Here is a 20706-nt window from a genome sequence, read left to right as displayed (position 1 = left end):
TCACCTAGGATCGACCCGCCGCTCCGTGCCCTTGACGGGGCGGCTTTCACACGGCACGCGACGGGAGCTGTCCACCAACCATGTCCGGAGCCAACGACCCGTACGACCCCAAGCAGGTCGCGGCGCTCTCACCGGAGGCGCTCGACACGGCGGTGGAGCAGGCGCGGGAGGCGTTCGCGAAGGCGGCCGACCTCGACGAGCTGGCCGCCGTGAAGCCGAGCCACCTGGGTGACCGCGCACCGGTGCCGCTGGCCCGCCGCGAGATCGGCGCGCTGCCGCCCGCCGCGAAGGCCGACGCGGGCAAGCGGGTGAACGAGGCGCAGAACGCGATCCGGCGCGCCTTCGAGGAGCGGCGCGCGGTGCTGCAGGCCGAGCGCGACGAGCGGGTGCTGCGCGAGGAGTCCGTCGACGTCACCCTGCCGTGGGACCGCGTCGCGCGCGGCGCCCGCCACCCGATCACCACGCTCGCCGAGCGCGTCGCCGACGTGTTCGTCGGCATGGGCTGGGAGGTCGCCGAGGGCCCCGAGCTGGAGGCCGAGTGGTTCAACTTCGACGCGTTGAACTTCCGCGAGGACCACCCCGCGCGCACCATGCAGGACACGTTCTACGTCGCGCCGCGCGGCTCCGGCCTGGTGCTGCGCACGCACACCAGCCCCGTGCAGGCGCGCACGCTGCTCGACCGCGAACCGCCGGTGTACGTGGTGTGCCCCGGCCGCACGTTCCGCACCGACGAGTTGGACGCCACCCACACGCCGGTGTTCCACCAGGTCGAGGGCCTGGCCGTGGACAAGGGCCTCACGATGGGGCACCTGAAGGGCACGCTCGACGCGTTCGCCCGCGCCATGTTCGGCGAGGGCTCCCGGACCCGGCTGCGGCCCAGCTTCTTCCCCTTCACCGAGCCGTCCGCCGAGGTGGACGTGTGGTTCCCGGAGCGCAAGGGCGGCGCGGGCTGGGTCGAGTGGGGCGGCTGCGGCATGGTGAACCCCCACGTGCTGCGCAACTGCGGCGTCGACCCGGAGGTCTACTCCGGGTTCGCGTTCGGCATGGGCCTGGAGCGCACGCTGCAGTTCCGCAACGGCCTGCCGGACATGCGCGACATGGTCGAAGGCGATGTCCGCTTCACCCAGCCATTCGGAACGGAGGCATGACCGGTGCGTATCCCGGTTACCTGGCTGGTCGAGCACCTGGAGTTCCCGGAGCCGCCGACGCCCGAGCAGATCGCCGAGGCGTTCGTGCGGATCGGCGTCGAGGTGGAGGACGTCCACCGGCTCGGCCCCGTCACCGGGCCGCTCGTGGCGGGCCGCGTGGTGGAGATCGAGGAGCTGACCGAGTTCAAGAAGCCCATCCGGCACTGCCGGGTCGAGGTCGGTCCCGACCAGGTCAACGGCATCATCTGCGGCGCGACGAACTTCGTCGAGGGTGACACGGTCGTGGTGGCGCTGCCCGGAGCGGTGCTGCCCGGCGACTTCGCCATCGCCGAGCGCAAGACCTACGGCCGCGTCAGCCAGGGCATGATCTGCTCGGCCCGCGAGCTGGGCCTGGGCGACGACCACGCGGGCATCCTGGTGCTGCCCAGCGGCACCGCGCAGCCCGGCGACGACGCGGCGGAGGTGCTGGGCCTGGGCGACACGGTGATCGAGGTCGCGCCCACCCCGGACCGCGGCTACGCGTTCTCCGTGCGCGGCCTGGCGCGGGAGATCGCGTGCGCGTTCGACGTGCCGTTCGGCGACCCCGGCCTGGCCGAGGTGCCCGAGGGCGAGGGCGACGTGCTGCCGGTGCGCGTCGAGGACCCGGTGGCCTGCTCGCGGTTCGTGGCGCGCCGGGTGACCGGTGTCGACCCGACCGCGCCCACCCCGTGGTGGATGCGGCGGCGGCTGATGCTCGCGGGCATCCGGTCCATCTCGCTGCCGGTCGACGTCACCAACTACGTGATGCTGGAGCTGGGCCAGCCGCTGCACGCGTTCGACGCGTCCGCCGTCCGGGGCGGCCTGGTGGTGCGGCGGGCCGTCGCGGGCGAGAAGCTGACCACGCTGGACGAGGCGGTGCGGGCGCTGGACCCCGACGACATCGTGATCGCCGACGACAGCGGCGTGGTGTCGCTGGCCGGCGTGATGGGCGGCGCGTCCACCGAGGTCCGCGACACCAGCACGGACATCCTGCTGGAGGCCGCGAACTGGGAGCCGAGGTCCATCGCGCGGACCGTGCGGCGGCACAAGCTGCCCTCGGAGGCGGCGAAGCGGTTCGAGCGCACCGTCGACCCGGCGCTGGCGCCGGTCGCGCTGGAGCGCGCGGCCCGGCTGCTGCACCTGTTCGGCGAGGGCTCGATCCAGCCCGGCCGCACCGACGTGGGCGCGCCCGCGTCGCCCGCGCCGGTGACGATGCCGATCGACCTGCCCGACCGGGTGGCCGGCGTGCGGTACGCGCGCGGCGTCACGGCCCGGCGGCTCGGCCAGATCGGCTGCCACGTGGAGGTCACCACGGGCGACGACGGCGCGACGATGGTCACCGCCGTGCCGCCGACGTGGCGTGCCGACCTGACGCAGCCCGCCGACCTGGTGGAGGAGGTGCTGCGGCTGGAGGGCTACGACACGATCCCGTCCACGCTGCCGCCCGCGCCCGCCGGGCGCGGCCTGACCGAGCGGCAGCGGCGGGTGCGGACCGTGTCGCGCGCCCTGGCCGAGCACGGTTTCGTCGAGGTCAAGCCGTTCCCGTTCCTGTCGCCCGCCGTGTTCGACGCGCTGGGGCTGCCCGCGGACGACGTGCGGCGGCGCACGCTGAGCGTGCTCAACCCGCTGGAGGCGGACAAGCACGCGCTGGCGACCACGCTGGTGCCGGTGCTGCTGGACACGTTGCAGCGCAACCTGGCGCGCGGCGCGAAGGACGTCGCCCTGTACGCGGTGGCGCAGGTGACGCTGCCGCGCGCGGAGCCCGTGCCGGTGCCCGCGGTGGGCGTGGGCGCGCGGCCGTCCGACGAGCAGGTGGCGGCGCTGCTGGCGGCGTCGCCGCGGCAGCCCCTGCACGTGGCGGGCGTGCTGAGCGGCCTGCGGGAGCAGGCGGGCTGGTGGGGCAAGGGCCGCGCGGCGGACTGGGCGGACGCGGTGCAGGCCGCGCGGCTGGTCGGCCAGGCGTACGGCGTGGAGCTGTCCGCGCGGGCGTCCTCGCTCGCGCCGTGGCACCCCGGCCGGTGCGCCGAGCTGCGGGTCGGCGACTGGCCGGTGGGCCACGCGGGCGAGCTGCACCCGAAGGTCGTGGAGGCGCTGGGCCTGCCGCCGCGCGCGGTGGCGTTCGAGCTGGACCTGGACGCCCTGCCGCTGGAGGACCACCGGCCCGCGCCGGTCATCTCGGCGTACCCGCCGGTGCTGCTGGACGTGGCCGTGGTGGTCGACGCGGACGTGCCCGCCGAGCAGGTGGCGCGCGCGCTCCGCGCCGGCGGCGGCGCGCTGCTGGAGGACCTGCGGCTGTTCGACGTGTACGCCGGCGACCAGGTCGGTCCGGGCAAGCGGTCGCTCGCGTACGCGCTGCGGTTCCGCGCGCCCGACCGGACGCTGACCGTCGAGGAGGCCGCCGCGGCCCGCGACGCCGCCGTCGCCGAGGCGGCCGAGCGGTTCGGCGCGGCGCTGAGAAGCTGACGCACAGTTCCGGGTCCGCACTGGTGCGGGCCCGGAACTCGTCCGGCCGGGTGAACCACTCGGTGGCCGACACGAGGAGAACGCGCAGTTCAGGGCACTCACCGTGACCTGTCAAGGGGTCTTTGTACCTGTCTTTCCGGGCCTGCTTGGTTCTTGCGCCGAGGTTGAACGTTCTCCAAGATTGGCTTCGCGGCCCGCTGGGCCGAGGGGCGAAGCGATGAACCGCCGGGCGAGTCTGGTCGCCGGTCCGACGGGGAGCTAGCGGCGAACCCACCGCCTGATGCAGCAATCGTAGTGAGGTTGCCTCATGCGTAGCTTGGGACCACGGATGGAAGTCGCCGTCGCCATGACCATCCTGGGCGTCGGGGCCGCCGTGGTGGCCGCCATGCACCTGACCTGGCCCGAGCCCGAGCTGCCCGCGATGGCGTACGCGGTGAGCAACGGGGAGGCGGGCGTCGCCGACCTCCAGCCGTTCGGGATCGACGACGTCTCCGGCGGGCCGGTGGAGCTGGCGCCCGGCAGCGAGGGTTCCCGGCTGGTCCGGCTGTCCAACCCGAACAGCGTCGACATCGTGGTGCTGACGCTCCAGGCCGTGCCCGGCCAGCCGCTGGACGCGGCGCACAACCGGGTGCCGGGCTGCCCGGCGGGCGTGCTGACCGTGGTGCCGATGGCGGAACCGGTCACGATCCCGCCGTCCGGCGCGGTCGAGGTGGAGATGGTCGTGCAGATCGCGCACGACGTGCCCGACGCGTGCCAGGACTCGGTGTTCCCGCTGACCTACTCGGGCCGCGCCGCCAGGGCTGTTTGATCGGCCTCGGCTTCGCCTCGGCGGCACGACCTGCCGACGCGGCCTCGCGGTGCGGGGGCGGTAGCGGCATGAAGTGCTATGCGACGGTGGTATCACGGGGTCTCCCGCACCCGCGCAGCGAGGCCGCGTCGGCCTGTCCCGCCTGATTTCCCGCCGATCACGCTTTTCGATCGGCGGGAAATCAGGCGGGATGGGCCGACCAACAGGCGGCCGAGCCGCCGCGACGGAGTCGCGGCCATCGAACACAGTGAGCTGGAGCACTCTGCGGAACCCCGATGTGCCCGAACGGGTGACGGTGCCGGAGGATGCGGACCCGAGGGTCGCTCACGCGGCCGGAGGGCCGCGCCGGAGGTCGGGCCGGGCCGCCGGGCCCGCCACCCGCGAAAACGGGATTGAGTAGTTTTGCGCGACAGTGCATAATCATCCACATGACGGTGCGGATCGCGGTCGCGGGTGCCAGTGGCTATGCCGGGGGTGAGCTGTTGCGCCTCCTGCTCGGCCACCCGGACGTGGAGATCGGGGCGTTGACGGCGGGCGGGAACGCGGGCGCGCCGCTGCTCGCCCACCAACCCCACCTGCTGCCCCTCGCCGACCGCACCCTGGTCGAGACCACGGCCGAGCACCTCGCCGGCCACGACGTCGTCTTCCTCGCCCTGCCGCACGGCCACTCGGCCGCGCTCGCCGCCCGGCTCGGCGAGGACACCCTGGTCGTCGACTGCGGCGCGGACCACCGGCTCACCGACGCCCGCTCCTGGGAGCGCTGGTACGGCGGCGAGCACGCGGGCAGCTGGCCCTACGGCCTGCCCGAGCTGCCGGGTCACCGCGACGCCCTGCGGACCACCCGGCGGGTCGCCGTGCCCGGCTGCTACCCGACCGTGTCCTCCCTCGCGCTCGCGCCCGCGATGGGCTTGGTCGAGCCCGAGGTCACCGTCGTCGCCGTGTCCGGCACGTCGGGCGCGGGCAAGGCGCCCAAGCCGAACCTGCTCGGCTCGGAGGTGATGGGCTCGCTGAGCGCGTACGGCGTCGGCGGCGCGCACCGGCACACCCCCGAGATCGCGCAGAACCTGTCCGCGGTCGCCGGCGAGCCGGTCGGGGTGTCGTTCACGCCGGTCCTCGCGCCGCTGCCGCGCGGCATCCTCGCCACCTGCTCGGCGACGCTCAAGGCCGACGCGGGCGACGTCCGCGCCGCCTACGAGGAGGCGTACGCCGACGAGCCGTTCGTGCACCTGCTGCCGGAAGGCCACTGGCCGACCACGGGCGCGGTGCTCGGCTCGAACGCGGTGCTGCTCCAGGTCACCGTCGACCACGACCTGAACCGCCTGGTGGTCGTGGCGGCGGTGGACAACCTGGCGAAGGGCACCGCGGGCGCCGCGGTGCAGTGTATGAACCTCGCCCTCGGCCTGCCGGAGACCACCGGCCTGTCCACCGTTGGAGTCGCACCGTGACCACACCCGCCACCGCACCGACCCGCGACCGCGGCGTCACCGGACCGAAGGGCTTCAAGGCGGCGGGCGTCGCCGCCGGCATCAAGGAGTCCGGCGGCCTGGACCTCGCGCTGGTCGTCAACGAGGGGCCGGGCCGGGCCGCCGCGGGCGTGTTCACCACCAACCAGGTGAAGGCCGCGCCCGTGCTGTGGTCGCAGCAGGTGCTCCGGGAGCGCAGGCTCGCCGCCGTGGTGCTCAACTCCGGCGGCGCGAACGCCTGCACCGGGCCCGAGGGCTTCCAGGACACCCACGCCACCGCCGAGAAGGTCGCCGAGGTGCTGGGCGTCGGCGCGATCGAGGTCGCCGTCTGCTCCACCGGCCTGATCGGCGAACGCCTCCCGATGGACCGGCTGACGGCGGGCGTCGAGCTGGCCGCGGGGCGGCTCGCCGACGGCGACGCGGCCGGCCTGGCCGCCGCCACCGCCGTGATGACCACCGACACCCGCCCCAAGCAGTGCTGGGCGGCGCACCCCGACGGCTGGTCGGTCGGCGGGTTCGTCAAGGGCGCCGGGATGCTCGCGCCCAACATGGCCACCATGCTCAGCGTCCTCACCACCGACGCCGCCCTCGACGGCGACGCGCTCGACGCGGCCCTGCGCGCCACCACCGCGCGCACCTACGACCGGCTCGACGTCGACGGCGGCACCTCCACCAACGACACCGTGCTGCTGCTGGCCTCCGGCGCGTCCGGCGTCGCGCCCGACGCGGGCGACTTCGCCCGGCTGCTCACCGCCGTGGCCGCCGACCTGGTCAAGCAGCTCCAGGGCGACGCCGAGGGCGTCACCAAGGAGATCAGCGTCACGGTCAACGGCGCGGCGTCCGAGGCCGACGCGCTCACGGTCGCCCGGACCGTCGCCGAGGACAACCTGGTCAAGACCGCCCTGTTCGGCTCCGACCCGAACTGGGGCCGCGTCGCGATGGCCGTCGGCCGCTCGCGCGCCACCGTCGACCAGCACAAGCTCGGCATCACGATCAACGGCGTCACCCTGTTCGCCGACGGCCACAAGGCCGCCGACCGGGGCGAGGCCGACCTGTCCGGCCGCGACATCGCCATCGTGATCGACCTGAACGTCGGCGACGGTGCCGCGACCGTGCTCACCACCGACCTGTCGCACGGCTACGTCGAAGAGAACAGCGCCTACAGCTCATGACCGACCGGACGGCACAGGCGAAGGCCGAGGTCCTGATCGAGGCGCTGCCGTGGCTCCAGCGCTTCCGGGGCGCGACCGTGGTCGTCAAGTACGGCGGCAACGCGATGGTGGACGACGGGCTCAAGCGCGCGTTCGCGCAGGACATGGTGTTCCTCAAGCTCGCCGGCCTGCACCCCGTCGTCGTGCACGGCGGCGGGCCGCAGATCGCGGCGATGCTGGCCAGGCTCGGCATCGAGAGCGAGTTCCGCGGCGGCCTGCGGGTCACCACGCCCGAGGCGATGGACGTGGTCCGCATGGTGCTCGTCGGCCAGGTGCAGCGCGAGCTCGTCGGCCTGATCAACGAGCACGGCCCGCTCGCGGTCGGCCTGTCCGGCGAGGACGCCCACCTGCTGACCGCCGCCCGCCGACCGGCCCTGGTGGACGGCGAGCCGGTGGACATCGGCCTGGTGGGCGACATCGTGGAGGTGAACCCCGACGCGGTGCTCGACATCGTCGCGGCGGGCCGCATCCCGGTCGTCTCCACGGTCGCGCCGGACGCCGACGGCGTGGTGCACAACGTCAACGCCGACACGGCAGCCGGCGCGGTCGCGGTGGCGCTGCGCGCCGCGAAGCTCGTGGTCCTCACCGACGTGGAGGGCCTGTACGCGGACTGGCCGGACCGCGGCTCGCTGCTGCACCGGGTCGACGCCGACCGGCTGGAGCGGATGCTCCCGGACCTGGACAGCGGCATGGTGCCGAAGATGGAGGCGTGCCTGCGCGCCGTGCGCGGCGGCGTGCCCGAGGCGCACGTCATCGACGGCAGGCTCGCGCACTCGGTGCTCCTGGAGGTCTTCACCTCCGAGGGCGTCGGGACGATGGTGACCAGCGGTGACCGAACGGGGGAGAAGCAGTGAGCGACCAGCAGCGGTGGCAGGCCGCGATGATGAACAACTACGGCACGCCCGGCCTGACCCTGGCCCGCGGCGAGGGCGCCTACGTCTGGGACACCGAGGGCAACCGCTACCTCGACCTGCTGACCGGCATCGCGGTCAACGCGCTGGGCCACGCGCACCCGGCGGTCGTCGCCGCGGTCACCGCCCAGATCAAGACGATCGCCCACACCTCCAACCTCTACATCAACGAGCCCGCGCTCCGGCTCGCCGAGCGGCTGCTCGACCTGGCCGGCGCGGACGGCGGGGGCCGGGTGCTGTTCTGCAACTCCGGCGCGGAGGCCAACGAGGCCGCGTTCAAGCTCAGCCGCCGCACCGGCCGCACGAAGGTCGTCGCCACCGAGGGCGGCTTCCACGGCCGCACGATGGGCGCGCTGGCGCTGACCGGGCAGCCGGGCAAGCGCACCCCGTTCGAGCCGCTGGTGCCCGGCGTCACGCACGTCCCGTACGGCGACGTGGCCGCGCTGGAGGCCGCGATCGACGACGACACCGCCGCGTTCTTCGTGGAGCCCGTCCAGGGCGAGCAGGGCGTCGTGGTGCCGCCCGAGGGCTACCTCCAGGCGGCCCGCGCGATCACCGCCCGGCACGGCGCGCTGCTCGTGCTCGACGAGGTGCAGACCGGCGTCGGCCGGCTCGGCGCGTGGTTCGCGTTCCAGCGGTTCGGCGTCGTGCCGGACGTGATGACGCTGGCCAAGGGCCTGGGCGGCGGCCTGCCGCTGGGCGCGTGCGTCGCGTTCGGCGCGGCCAAGGACCTGTTCGAGCCCGGCCACCACGGCACGACCTTCGGCGGCAACCCCGTCAGCTGCGCCGCGGCGCTGGCCGTGCTCGACACGATCGCCGCCGACGGCCTGCTGGAGCACGCCGCCGCGGTGGGCAAGGAGATCGCGGCCGGCATCGAGGCGCTGGACCACCCGCTGGTCTCCGGGGTGCGGGGCGCCGGCCTGCTGCTCGGCGTCACGCTGCGCGAGGCGGTCTCGGCGAAGGCCGCGGCGGCGGCGCAGCGGGCCGGCTACCTGGTCAACCCCATCCAGCCCGACGTGCTGCGGCTCGCGCCGCCGCTGATCCTGGCCGAAGCCGACGCCCACCGCCTGGTGGCCGACCTGCCGTCGTTCCTGTCGGCCGAGGAGTCCTGATGGTGCGCCACTTCCTGCGCGACGACGACCTGGACCCGGCCGAGCAGGCCGAGGTCCTCGACCTCGCGGACGCGTTCAAGGCCGACCGGCTCGGCGCCAAACCGCTGGCCGGGCCCAAGTCCGTGGCGGTGATCTTCGAAAAGAACTCGACCCGCACCCGCCTGTCGTTCGAGGTCGGCATCGCGCAGCTCGGCGGCAACCCGGTGATCGTCGACGGCCGCTCCATGCAGCTGGGCCGCGAGGAGACCATCGAGGACACCTCGCGCATCCTGTCCGGCTACGTCGACGCGGTGGTGTGGCGGACGTTCGCGCAGAAGCGCATCGACGCGATGGCGTCGGTGTCCCGCGTCCCCGTGATCAACGCGCTGACCGACGAGTTCCACCCGTGCCAGGTGCTGGCCGACCTCCAGACCATCCGCCGCGCGCGCGGCAGGCTCGCCGGCCTCACCGTCACCTACCTCGGCGACGGCGCGAACAACATGGCCAACTCGCTCCTGCTCGGCGGCACGACGGCCGGGATGCACGTCCGCGTCGCCGCGCCCGAGCACTTCCGGCCCGCCGAGTGGGTCCTCGACGACGCCCGCAAGCGCGCCGTCGAGACCGGCGGCTCCGTCGAGGTGATCACCGACCCGCGCGCGGCCGTCGACGGGGCCGACGTGCTGGTCACCGACACCTGGACGTCGATGGGCCAGGAGAACGACGGCCGCGACCGCGTCGGCCCGTTCCGGCCCTACCAGCTCAACGCCGCGCTCGTCGCCGCCACCGGCGTCGAGACCACCGTGCTGCACTGCCTGCCCGCGCACCGCGGCTGGGAGATCACCGACGAGGTGCTCGACGGGCCGGACAGCGCCGTGTGGGACGAGGCCGAGAACCGCCTGCACGCCCAGAAGGCGGTCCTCGTGTGGCTGCTGGAGCACTCGCGCGTCCCGCCGGGAGCCGCGCCGTGACGCGCACCGCCCGCCAGGCCCGCATCGTCGAGCTGATCAGCAGGCGGGCCATCCGCAGCCAGTCCGAGCTGGCGAAGACGCTCGCGGCGGAGGGCATCGAGGTCACCCAGGCCACCCTGTCCCGCGACCTGGACGAGCTCGGCGCGGTGAAGCTGCGCGGGGCCGACGGCGGCGCGCCGGTCTACGTCATCCCCGAGGACGGCAGCCCCGTGCGCGGCGTCCAGGGCGGCACCTCCCGCCTCGCCCGCGTCCTCGGCGAACTGCTGGTCTCCGCCGACTGGTCGGGCAACCTGGCGGTGCTGCGCACCCCGCCCGGCGCGGCGCAGTTCCTGGCCAGCGCCCTCGACCGCTCCGCGCTCGACGAGGTCGTCGGCACCATCGCCGGCGACGACACCATCGTCGTCGTCGCGCGGGAGCCGCTCACCGGGGCGGGACTGGCGGCGCGCCTGACCGCGCTCGCCGCCGGACCCGACCAGCCGCCGCCGGGGGGGACCGATGCGTGACCGGGTCGTGCCCGGCGGGCCGGACACCCCCGCCGCGACCGGCCGGAACGCCGAGGGGACCGGGGCCGCCGTCGTCGCGGCGGCCGCCGACCGGGGCGAACCGGTGCACGGCGGACCGCCGCCCGCACCGCTGAAGTACGCTCTGGGCGGCTTCACCGGGACGACCCGGCGGCACGCGCCGGGCGAGGTGCGGCTCGTCCTGCACGGCGGTCGCGCGGTCGTCACCGGTCGGCGCGGCGAGGGGTCGCGGCACGGCCGCGGACTCGCCACCCACGACGAGCGCGACACCTCCGACCAGCCGCTCGCCGAGGGCTTCGTCCGGTCGTGGGGCCTGCCGAGCAAGATCGCCGCGAAGAGGGACCTGAACAAGTGAGCGCACTGTGGGGCGGGCGGTTCGCCAGTGGACCGGCCGACGCGATGGCACTGCTGTCCGCGTCGACGCACTTCGACTGGCGACTCGCCCCCTACGACATCAGGGGCTCCCGCGCGCACGCCCGCGTGCTGCACCGCGCGGGCCTGCTGACCGGGGACGAGCTGGACCGGATGCTCGCGGCGCTGGACGCCCTGGAGGCCGACGTGGCCTCCGGCGCGTTCACGCCCGTGCTCGCCGACGAGGACGTCCACACCGCCCTCGAACGCGGCCTGATCGACCGCGCCGGACCCGAGCTGGGCGGCAAGCTGCGCGCCGGCCGGTCCCGCAACGACCAGGTCGCCACCCTGTTCCGGATGTGGCTGCGCGACGCCGCCCGCCGCGTGTCCGAGGGCGTCCTGGACGTCGTGGACGCCCTCGCCGACCAGGCCGAGGCGCACCCCGACGCCGTCATGCCCGGCCGCACCCACCTCCAGTCCGCGCAGCCCGTGCTGCTCGCCCACCACCTCCTGGCGCACGGCCAGGCGCTGCTGCGCGACGTCGCCCGCCTGCGCGACTGGGACAAGCGGGCCGCCGTGTCACCGTACGGCTCGGGCGCGCTCGCCGGCTCGTCCCTCGGCCTCGACCCGACCGCCGTGGCCGTGGAGCTGGGCTTCGACGCGCCCGCCGAGAACTCCATCGACGGCACGGCCTCGCGGGACTTCGCCGCGGAGATCGCGTTCGTGCTCGCGATGATCGGCGTCGACCTGTCCCGGATCGCCGAAGAGGTGATCATCTGGACCACCGCCGAGTTCCGCTTCGCCGTGCTCGACGACGCGTGGGCCACCGGCAGCTCGATCATGCCGCAGAAGAAGAACCCGGACGTCGCCGAGCTGACCCGCGGCAAGTCCGGCCGCCTCATCGGCAACCTCACCGGGCTGCTGGCCACGCTCAAGGCCCAGCCCCTCGCCTACAACCGCGACCTCCAGGAGGACAAGGAGCCGCTGTTCGACTCCGTCGAGCAGCTGGAGCTCCTGCTGCCCGCCCTGGCCGGGATGATCGCCACCATGCGGTTCGACACCGCCCGCATGGCCGAGGTCGCGCCCGCCGGGTTCACCCTCGCCACCGACATCGCCGAGTGGCTGGTGCGGCAGGGCGTCCCGTTCCGCGTCGCGCACGAGGCCGCCGGCGGGTGCGTCCGCGCGGCCGAGGCGCGCGGCGTCGGGCTCGACGAGCTGACCGACGCCGAGTTCGCCGAGGTCTCGCCGCACCTCACGCCGGGTGTGCGCGACGTGCTGACCGTCGCGGGCTCGATCGCGTCCCGCGACGCGCACGGCGGCACCGCGCCCGCCAGGGTGGCCGAGCAGCTCAAGCGGCTGCGCGACAAGGCGCACCTGGCCCGCCGTGGCTAGACAGCTCACCGAGGGGGAGCTGGCGGTCGACCCCGTGGACGCCGCGCGGCTCCTGCTCGGCTCCGTCATCGAGAGCACCACGCCCGAGGGCGTGGTCGGCGTGCGGATCGTGGAGGTCGAGGCGTACCGGGGCGGCGACGACCCGGCGTCGCACTGCTACCGGGGGCGCACCCCGCGCAACGACGTCATGTTCGGCCCGGCCGGCCGGCTGTACGTGTACTTCGTGTACGGGATGCACTTCTGCGCCAACGTGGTGTCCCTCACCGACGGCGTGCCCGGCGCGGTGCTGCTGCGGGCGGGCGAGGTCGTCACCGGCGTCGAACTGGCCGGGCGGCGCCGCCCGACCGCCCGCAGCCGGGCCGAGCTGGCGAAGGGCCCGGCCCGGCTGACCAGCGTCCTCGGCCTGGACCGGGCGCACAACGGCATCGACCTCACGGCGCCCGACGCGTCCGTGCGGCTGCTCGCCGGCGACCCGGTGACGGAGGTCCGCACCGGGCCGCGCGTCGGCGTCGCCGTGGCGGTGGACGTGCCGTGGCGGTTCTGGGTCGACTCGCCCGCCGTCAGCACCTACCGCCGGGGCACCCGGCGCACCCGCAACGGCGCGCCCGGCGGCACGGGCGGCGGGACCGCCTAGACCTCGCCGAAGACGTGCGTGCCGGGCGCGTCCTCGTCGTCACCGGCCCAGAACTCCACCCAGTGCCGGGCGAACTCGCCCTTCGAGACGTGCCCGTCGCCGTTGAGGTCCAGCCGGGCGAAGGCGGCGTCGGTGGGGGTCTCCCGACCCGTCCACGCGCGGATCATCCGGCCGTACTCCTCGGCGGAGATCTCGCCGTCGCCGTCCTCGTCCACCGCCTCGAACATGGACTCCGCGGTCGCCACCACGAGGTCCAGCATGGTGCCCAGGTTGTCCACCACCGACAGCAGCTCGTCGAACGTGACCCGCTCGTCCGAGTTGCCGTCCGACGCCGCGCGCAGCGTGTCCCACCAGGTCATCATCAGCTCGCGCAGCCGGTCCTCCCCGCCGTCGCCGCGGCGCAGGGCCACCCACCGGTCGGTGAGCGCCTCGAAGTCCGCCCGTTCCAGGCACCCGTCGTCGTTGCTGTCCATCGCGCTGAAGACGATGGCGCTCTTCCGCTTCTGCAAGTCGCTGGCCACCAGGCAAACCTGGCGGTCACGAGGCCGCGCGACAATTGGCCACCGGGGCGATTTTTCCTCACCCGAGTGAATCTCACGGTGACCCTCGGTAGCGCCGGCGGGGCCGGCCCGCCGTGCCGGGCGCGCCGTTCGGCCGCGGGAGCGCCACCCGCGGGGACCGCGGCGGTGGACGGCACCGCGCCGACCACCGGCCACGACGGCGCCCCGGTCCGGCCGTAGGGGAGAATGCGGCCCGTGAGTGAGCACATCCTCGACGAGCTGTCCTGGCGCGGCCTGATCGCGCAGTCCACCGACCTCGACGCCCTGCGGAAGGACCTCGACGCGGGCCCGCTCACCCTCTATGCCGGGTTCGACCCCACCGCGCCCAGCCTCCACGCCGGCAACCTGGTCCCGCTGCTCATGCTGCGCCGCTTCCAGCGCGCCGGGCACCGGCCGATCGTCCTGGCGGGCGGCGCGACCGGCATGATCGGCGACCCCCGCGACACCGCCGAGCGGTCCCTGAACCCGCTGGACACCGTCGCCGAGTGGGCAGGGCGCATCCGCGGCCAGCTGGAGCGGTTCGTGGAGTTCGACGACGGGCCCACCGGGGCCGTCGTGGTCAACAACCTCGACTGGACGGCCGGCGTGTCCGTCCTGGAGTTCCTGCGCGACATCGGCAAGCACTTCTCCGTCAACGTCATGCTCGCCCGCGAGACCGTGAAGCGGCGGCTCGACGGCGACGGCATGTCGTACACGGAGTTCAGCTACCTGCTGCTCCAGTCGCACGACTACCTCCGGCTGCACCGCGAGTACGGCACGCGGCTCCAGGTCGGCGGCTCCGACCAGTGGGGCAACATCGTCGGCGGCGTCGACCTGGTCCGGAAGGTCGACGGCAAGTCCGTGCACGCCCTGACCGCGCCGCTGGTCACCGACGCCGAGGGGCGCAAGTTCGGCAAGTCCACCGGCGGCGGCAACGTCTGGCTCGACCCGGCGATGACCTCGCCGTACGCCTGGTACCAGTACTTCGTGAACGTGGGCGACGCCGACGTGCTGCGGTACCTGCGGCTGTTCACGTTCCTGTCGCGGGACGAGATCGCCGAGCTGGAGCGGCAGACCGCCGAGGCGCCGCACCTGCGGGCCGCGCAGAAGAAGCTCGCCCAGGAGTTCACCGACCTGGTGCACGGCGAGCGCGAGACGCGACAGGTGGTCGCGGCCAGCCAGGCGCTGTTCGGGCGCGGCGAGCTGCGGGAGCTGGACCTGTCGACGCTGGAGGCCGCGATGGCCGAGGCCCCGACCGGCGAGGTGCGCCTGGCGGACTCGCCGACCATCGTGGACCTGCTGGTGGTCTCCGGGCTGGCGGACAGCAAGGGCGCGGCGCGGCGCACCGTCAAGGAGGGCGGCGCGTACGTGAACAACGCGAAGGTCGTCGACGAGGAGTGGGTGCCGGCCAGGGACGACCTGCTGCACGGGTCGTGGCTGGTCGTGCGCCGGGGCAAGCGGAACACGGCCGGCGTGCGGGTTCTGGTGTGATGGCGGTCACACTGTTGCGCGCGAACCGGGTCGGATAGCGTGGTGGCGAGTGCTGCACGGGCTGCTGACCTGCGGTTTCAGTCCGTGCGGCCGCGTCGCGACCCCGATTTGACCTCCGGTTCGGGTACGTGTAACTTTCTCTCTGTCAGCGCGGAACGGGCCGGGAAAACCGGAACGGAGCGCGGCGGGTCACGAACCAAGCTCCCACCGAGTGTGGTAGAGTGGGTGACCGCGAAACGGGAAGACCCAGTCCGGGCTGCTAGGCAGCCGATGTGACCAGGGCGTCTAGTTTCCACAACCAGCTTTGTGAATGCACAAGCCTCCGATCGAGCCGCGTGAGCGGTGAGTGACGATGAGCGCGTGTTCTTTGAGAACTCAACAGCGTGCCGAATAGCCAGTAAATTTATGAACCTCGTCAAGAGGTTTCCTTTGAGATTGACTGGACAACTGGCAATGTCACGGACCATATTCCGGTTCGTGTGTCAGTGTTGTTCGAGCGATCAACACAATCCTTATTGGAGAGTTTGATCCTGGCTCAGGACGAACGCTGGCGGCGTGCTTAACACATGCAAGTCGAGCGGTAAGGCCCTTCGGGGTACACGAGCGGCGAACGGGTGAGTAACACGTGGGTAACCTGCCCTGTACTCCGGGATAAGCCTGGGAAACTAGGTCTAATACCGGATACGACCTTCCATCGCATGGTGGGGGGTGGAAAGTTCCGGCGGTATGGGATGGACCCGCGGCCTATCAGCTTGTTGGTGGGGTGATGGCCTACCAAGGCGACGACGGGTAGCCGGCCTGAGAGGGTGACCGGCCACACTGGGACTGAGACACGGCCCAGACTCCTACGGGAGGCAGCAGTGGGGAATATTGCACAATGGGCGAAAGCCTGATGCAGCGACGCCGCGTGAGGGATGACGGCCTTCGGGTTGTAAACCTCTTTCAGCAGGGACGAAGCGTGAGTGACGGTACCTGCAGAAGAAGCACCGGCTAACTACGTGCCAGCAGCCGCGGTAATACGTAGGGTGCGAGCGTTGTCCGGAATTATTGGGCGTAAAGAGCTCGTAGGCGGTTTGTTGCGTCGGCCGTGAAAACTTCACGCTTAACGTGGAGCCTGCGGTCGATACGGGCAGACTTGAGTTCGGCAGGGGAGACTGGAATTCCTGGTGTAGCGGTGAAATGCGCAGATATCAGGAGGAACACCGGTGGCGAAGGCGGGTCTCTGGGCCGATACTGACGCTGAGGAGCGAAAGCGTGGGGAGCGAACAGGATTAGATACCCTGGTAGTCCACGCCGTAAACGGTGGGTGCTAGGTGTGGGGGGCTTCCACGTCCTCCGTGCCGCAGCTAACGCATTAAGCACCCCGCCTGGGGAGTACGGCCGCAAGGCTAAAACTCAAAGGAATTGACGGGGGCCCGCACAAGCGGCGGAGCATGTGGATTAATTCGATGCAACGCGAAGAACCTTACCTGGGCTTGACATGCACCGGAAACCTCCAGAGATGGGGGCCTCTTCGGACTGGTGTACAGGTGGTGCATGGCTGTCGTCAGCTCGTGTCGTGAGATGTTGGGTTAAGTCCCGCAACGAGCGCAACCCTCGTTCCATGTTGCCAGCGCGTGATGGCGGGGACTCATGGGAGACTGCCGGGGTCAACTCGGAGGAAGGTGGGGATGACGTCAAGTCATCATGCCCCTTATGTCCAGGGCTTCACACATGCTACAATGGCCGGTACAGAGGGCTGCTAAGCCGTGAGGTGGAGCGAATCCCAGAAAGCCGGTCTCAGTTCGGATCGGGGTCTGCAACTCGACCCCGTGAAGTCGGAGTCGCTAGTAATCGCAGATCAGCAACGCTGCGGTGAATACGTTCCCGGGCCTTGTACACACCGCCCGTCACGTCACGAAAGTCGGTAACACCCGAAGCCCGTGGCCCAACCCGTATGGGGGGGAGCGGTCGAAGGTGGGACTGGCGATTGGGACGAAGTCGTAACAAGGTAGCCGTACCGGAAGGTGCGGCTGGATCACCTCCTTTCTAAGGAGCATTCTGCGGGTGCATCTCGGTGTGCTCGGAGAACCATGCGGTCGGCGAACGATCGGCCGGTGGTTGCTCGATGATGTGGATGCTGGCTAGTGCAGAGCGTGGGTTGTTCGGAGAGTTAGTACTGCCTGTGAGGGTGTGGAAGGGTCTTCGAAGGGTTCATGGTTTCTGTTCGGTACGCTGTTGGGTCCTGAGGGAACACGCGTGTTGTGTTTCTTTCAGCGAGGAGACGGCAGGGCTTCCTTAGCCTTCGAACCGCCTGGGTTGCCGGGTAGGCGTTGTGCGTGGTGGGGAGTGTCTGGTTGTTCTTTGAGAACTGCACAGTGGATGCGAGCATCTTTGTGGCAAGTTATTAAGGGCATACGGTGGATGCCTTGGCACCAGGAGCCGATGAAGGACGTAGGAGACTGCGATAAGCCTTGGGGAGTTGTCAACCGAGCTGAGATCCAAGGATTTCCGAATGGGGAAACCCGGCCCCAGTCATGTGGGGTCACCCACGCCTGAACACATAGGGTGTGTGGAGGGAACGCGGGGAAGTGAAACATCTCAGTACCCGCAGGAAGAGAAAACAACCGTGATTCCGTGAGTAGTGGCGAGCGAAAGCGGAAGAGGCTAAACCGTATTCGTGTGATACCCGGCAGGGGTTGCGTGTGCGGGGTCGTGGGACCTACTGGTCAGTTCTGCCGGACTGGCAAAGAGTCAGAAAACGTTGTGGTTAGCGGAACGTGTCTGGAAAGCGCGGCCGTAGAGGGTGAGAGTCCCGTACGTGAAAACCCGGCGTCTCTTTGTAGTGTTCCCAAGTAGCAGCGAGCTCGTGGAATTTGCTGTGAATCTGGCGGGACCACCCGCTAAGCCTGAATACTCCCTGGTGACCGATAGCGGACGAGTACCGTGAGGGAAAGGTGAAAAGTACCCCGGGAGGGGAGTGAAATAGTACCTGAAACCGTGTGCCTACAATCCGTCGGAGCCTTTCGGGGTGACGGCGTGCCTTTTGAAGAATGAGCCTGCGAGTTAGTGCTGCGTGGCGAGGTTAACCCGTGTGGGGTAGCCGTAGCGAAAGCGAGTCCGAAGAGGGCGGTGGAGTCGCGTGGTCTAGACCCGAAGCGGGGTGATCTAGCCATGGCCAGGGTGAAGCGTGGGTAAGACTGCGTGGAGGCCCGAACCCACCAGGGTTGAAAACCTGGGGGATGAGCTGTGGTTAGGGGTGAAAGGCCAATCAAACTCCGTGATAGCTGGTTCTCCCCGAAATGCATTTAGGTGCAGCGTCGTGTGTTTCGTGCCGGAGGTAGAGCACTGGATGGTCTAGGGGGCCCACAAGCTTACCGAAATCAACCAAACTCCGAATGCCGGTACGTGAGAGCGCGGCAGTGAGACTGCGGGGGATAAGCTTCGTAGTCGAGAGGGAAACAGCCCAGAACGCCGGCTAAGGCCCCTAAGTGTGTGCTAAGTGGGAAAGGATGTGGGGTCGCCCAGACAACCAGGAGGTTGGCTTAGAAGCAGCCATCCTTTAAAGAGTGCGTAATAGCTCACTGGTCAAGTGGTCCTGCGCCGACAATGTAGCGGGGCTTAAGCACACCGCCGAAGCCGTGTCATTCCGGTTCTGCCGGGATGGGTAGGGGAGCGTCGTTCAGCCGTGGAAGCGCCGGAGTGATCCAGGTGTGGAGGCTGGACGAGTGAGAATGCAGGCATGAGTAGCGAAAGCAGAGTGGGAAACTCTGCCGCCGGATGACCAAGGGTTCCTGGGCCAGGCTAATCCGCCCAGGGTAAGTCGGGACCTAAGGCGAGGCCGACAGGCGTAGTCGATGGACAACGGGTTGATATTCCCGTACCCGTGTGAACGCGCCCATGGCGAACCTTGTGATACTAACCGCCCGAAGCCCGCACCTGATCCTTCGGGTGATGGTGTGGTGTGGAGCGCGGGACCTGAACTTGTAGTAGTCAAGCGATGGGGTGACGCAGGAGGGTAGCTCCGCCAGTGAGTGGTAGTACTGGTGTAAGCGTGTAGGCTGTCTGGTAGGCAAATCCGCCAGGCGTTGAGGCTGAGACGTGATGCATAGCCGATTGAGGCGAAGTAGGGTGATCCCATGCTGTCGAGAAAAGCCTCTAGTGAGTGTTCATGCGGCCCGTACCCCAAACCGACACAGGTGGTCAGGTAGAGAATACCGAGGCGATCGGGCGAACTGTGGTTAAGGAACTCGGCAAAATGCCCCCGTAACTTCGGGAGAAGGGGGGCCGAGGGATTTGAAGCCCCTTGCGGGCTAGGATTTTTCGGCCGCAGAGACCAGCGAGAAGCGACTGTTTACTAAAAACACAGGTCCGTGCGAAGTCGCAAGACGATGTATACGGACTGACGCCTGCCCGGTGCTGGAACGTTAAGGGGACCGGTTAGCTCTTCGGGGCGAAGCTGAGAACTTAAGCGCCAGTAAACGGCGGTGGTAACTATAACCATCCTAAGGTAGCGAAATTCCTTGTCGGGTAAGTTCCGACCTGCACGAATGGCGTAACGACTTCTCGACTGTCTCAACCACAGGCCCGGCGAAATTGCATTACGAGTAAAGATGCTCGTTACGCGCGGCAGGACGGAAAGACCCCGGGACCTTTACTATAGCTTGGTATTGGTGTTCGGTTCGGCTTGTGTAGGATAGGTGGGAGACTGTGAAGCGGCCACGCCAGTGGTTGTGGAGTCGTCGTTGAAATACCACTCTGGTCGTACTGGATGTCTAACCTCGGTCCGTGATCCGGATCAGGGACAGTGCCTGGTGGGTAGTTTAACTGGGGCGGTTGCCTCCCAAAGGGTAACGGAGGCGCTCAAAGGTTCCCTCAGCCTGGTTGGCAATCAGGTGTCGAGTGCAAGTGCACAAGGGGGCTTGACTGTGAGACCGACGGGTCGAGCAGGGACGAAAGTCGGAACTAGTGATCCGGCCATGGCTTGTGGAAGCGTGGTCGCTCAACGGATAAAAGGTACCCCGGGGATAACAGGCTGATCTTGCCCAAGAGTCCATATCGACGGCATGGTTTGGCACCTCGATGTCGGCTCGTCGCATCCTGGGGCTGGAGTAGGTCCCAAGGGTTGGGCTGTTCGCCCATTAAAGCGGTACGCGAGCTGGGTTTAGAACGTCGTGAGACAGTTCGGTCCCTATCCGCCGCGCGCGTAGGATACTTGCGGAAGGCTGTCCCTAGTACGAGAGGACCGGGACGGACGGACCTCTGGTGTGCCAGTTGTCCTGCCAAGGGCATTGCTGGTTGGCTACGTTCGGAAGGGATAACCGCTGAAAGCATCTAAGCGGGAAGCTCGTTCCTAGATGAGGTATCCCACCCTTTGTGGGGTAAGGCCCCCAAGAGACTATTGGGTTGATAGGCCGGAGATGGAAGGTCGGTAACGGCTGGAGTTGACCGGTACTAATAGGCCGAGGACTTGTCATGAAGGTGCTACGCATCCACTGTGCGGTTCTGAAAGAACCGAACCGGACCACCCCTTGGTGGTTCCAGGCGAGAGCTTGGGGCTGTTGGGGGTGCCGACGGGTTGGTAATTTCATAGTGTTTCGGTGGTCATGGCGGAGGGGGAACACCCGGTCCCATTCCGAACCCGGTAGTTAAGCCTTCCAGCGCCGATGGTACTGCACTCGTGAGGGTGTGGGAGAGTAGGACGCCGCCGAACATTCT

14 protein-coding genes and 3 rRNA genes are annotated in these 20706 nt (G+C 69.9%); 16 read left to right on the top strand and 1 reads right to left on the bottom strand.

Annotated elements, in window-relative coordinates:
* Positions 1–80 precede the first annotated feature (80 nt).
* From pheS to C8E97_RS26510, 12 genes are all read left to right on the top strand, one after another.
* Positions 81–1148: a phenylalanine--tRNA ligase subunit alpha gene (pheS, locus tag C8E97_RS26570; protein WP_121008159.1), complete on the top strand. Its 1068-nt coding sequence runs from the start codon at positions 81–83 to the stop codon at positions 1146–1148.
* A gap of 3 nt (positions 1149–1151) precedes the next feature.
* Entirely contained in the window at positions 1152–3629 is a 2478-nt protein-coding gene (gene pheT / locus C8E97_RS26565) for a phenylalanine--tRNA ligase subunit beta (RefSeq protein ID WP_121008158.1), read from the top strand.
* 328 nt (positions 3630–3957) lie between these two features.
* The gene (locus C8E97_RS26560) at positions 3958–4437 is read left to right on the top strand and encodes a hypothetical protein (RefSeq protein WP_246019184.1); all 480 of its coding nucleotides are present in this window, start codon (positions 3958–3960) and stop codon (positions 4435–4437) included.
* Between the two features lie 428 nt (positions 4438–4865).
* A complete protein-coding gene (gene argC / locus C8E97_RS26550) occupies positions 4866–5882 on the top strand; it encodes an N-acetyl-gamma-glutamyl-phosphate reductase (protein ID WP_121008155.1) in 1017 nt (338 codons plus the stop codon).
* On the top strand, positions 5879–7072 hold the full coding sequence (gene argJ, locus C8E97_RS26545) for a bifunctional glutamate N-acetyltransferase/amino-acid acetyltransferase ArgJ (protein ID WP_121008154.1): 1194 nt from the start codon (positions 5879–5881) through the stop codon (positions 7070–7072). The genes argC and argJ overlap by 4 nt, the downstream gene beginning before the upstream one ends.
* The gene (gene argB, locus C8E97_RS26540; RefSeq protein WP_121008153.1) at positions 7069–7965 is read left to right on the top strand and encodes an acetylglutamate kinase; all 897 of its coding nucleotides are present in this window, start codon (positions 7069–7071) and stop codon (positions 7963–7965) included. The genes argJ and argB overlap by 4 nt, the downstream gene beginning before the upstream one ends.
* Entirely contained in the window at positions 7962–9134 is a 1173-nt protein-coding gene (locus tag C8E97_RS26535) for an acetylornithine transaminase (RefSeq protein ID WP_121008152.1), read from the top strand. The genes argB and C8E97_RS26535 overlap by 4 nt, the downstream gene beginning before the upstream one ends.
* Entirely contained in the window at positions 9134–10081 is a 948-nt protein-coding gene (argF, locus tag C8E97_RS26530) for an ornithine carbamoyltransferase (protein ID WP_121008151.1), read from the top strand. The genes C8E97_RS26535 and argF overlap by 1 nt, the downstream gene beginning before the upstream one ends.
* Positions 10078–10584, top strand: a complete 507-nt coding sequence (locus C8E97_RS26525) for an arginine repressor (RefSeq protein ID WP_121008150.1) — start codon at positions 10078–10080, stop codon at positions 10582–10584. Before argF ends, C8E97_RS26525 begins: the two co-directional genes overlap by 4 nt.
* Positions 10577–10957 (top strand): adenine nucleotide alpha hydrolase family protein, encoded by a 381-nt coding sequence (locus tag C8E97_RS26520; protein WP_121008149.1) that lies wholly within the window; start codon positions 10577–10579, stop codon positions 10955–10957. The genes C8E97_RS26525 and C8E97_RS26520 overlap by 8 nt, the downstream gene beginning before the upstream one ends.
* Before the next feature lie 44 nt (positions 10958–11001).
* Positions 11002–12345 (top strand): argininosuccinate lyase, encoded by a 1344-nt coding sequence (gene argH / locus C8E97_RS26515; RefSeq protein ID WP_246019424.1) that lies wholly within the window; start codon positions 11002–11004, stop codon positions 12343–12345.
* Complete coding sequence (locus tag C8E97_RS26510; RefSeq protein WP_121008147.1) at positions 12338–12979, top strand: DNA-3-methyladenine glycosylase; 642 nt, start codon at positions 12338–12340, stop codon at positions 12977–12979. The genes argH and C8E97_RS26510 overlap by 8 nt, the downstream gene beginning before the upstream one ends.
* Here the strand turns inward: C8E97_RS26510 and C8E97_RS26505 are convergent.
* Complete coding sequence (locus C8E97_RS26505) at positions 12976–13500, bottom strand: EF-hand domain-containing protein (RefSeq protein WP_211347142.1); 525 nt, start codon at positions 13498–13500, stop codon at positions 12976–12978. The genes C8E97_RS26510 and C8E97_RS26505 overlap by 4 nt on opposite strands.
* A 234-nt stretch (positions 13501–13734) precedes the next feature.
* Here C8E97_RS26505 and tyrS point away from each other — a divergent pair, with 234 nt between their 5' ends.
* The 4 genes from tyrS (at position 13735) to rrf (ending at position 20701) form a co-directional block, all read left to right on the top strand.
* Positions 13735–15009 (top strand): tyrosine--tRNA ligase, encoded by a 1275-nt coding sequence (gene tyrS / locus C8E97_RS26500; protein ID WP_121012451.1) that lies wholly within the window; start codon positions 13735–13737, stop codon positions 15007–15009.
* 512 nt (positions 15010–15521) lie between these two features.
* Positions 15522–17037: ribosomal RNA gene (locus C8E97_RS26495) — 16S ribosomal RNA — on the top strand.
* Between the two features lie 348 nt (positions 17038–17385).
* Positions 17386–20466, top strand: a 23S ribosomal RNA gene (locus C8E97_RS26490).
* 118 nt (positions 20467–20584) lie between these two features.
* A 5S ribosomal RNA gene (rrf, locus tag C8E97_RS26485) occupies positions 20585–20701 on the top strand.
* The 16S, 23S and 5S rRNA genes sit together here, the layout of an rRNA operon.
* The last annotated feature ends 5 nt before the right edge of the window (positions 20702–20706 follow it).

This window comes from Saccharothrix australiensis, from assembly GCF_003634935.1.
In the GTDB taxonomy this organism is placed as follows: domain Bacteria; phylum Actinomycetota; class Actinomycetes; order Mycobacteriales; family Pseudonocardiaceae; genus Actinosynnema; species Actinosynnema australiense.
Note: the sequence above shows the minus strand (reverse complement) of the source record. Positions and strands in the feature narration are given on the sequence as shown.

Coding starts and splice junctions, on each gene's coding strand:
- argC (WP_121008155.1), top strand. CDS start 4,866: ATGACGGTGCGGATCGCGGTCGCGGGTGCCAGTGGCTATGCCGGGGGT.
- C8E97_RS26560 (WP_246019184.1), top strand. CDS start 3,958: ATGGAAGTCGCCGTCGCCATGACCATCCTGGGCGTCGGGGCCGCCGTG.
- argB (WP_121008153.1), top strand. CDS start 7,069: ATGACCGACCGGACGGCACAGGCGAAGGCCGAGGTCCTGATCGAGGCG.
- C8E97_RS26520 (WP_121008149.1), top strand. CDS start 10,577: ATGCGTGACCGGGTCGTGCCCGGCGGGCCGGACACCCCCGCCGCGACC.
- argH (WP_246019424.1), top strand. CDS start 11,002: ATGGCACTGCTGTCCGCGTCGACGCACTTCGACTGGCGACTCGCCCCC.
- pheS (WP_121008159.1), top strand. CDS start 81: ATGTCCGGAGCCAACGACCCGTACGACCCCAAGCAGGTCGCGGCGCTC.
- argF (WP_121008151.1), top strand. CDS start 9,134: ATGGTGCGCCACTTCCTGCGCGACGACGACCTGGACCCGGCCGAGCAG.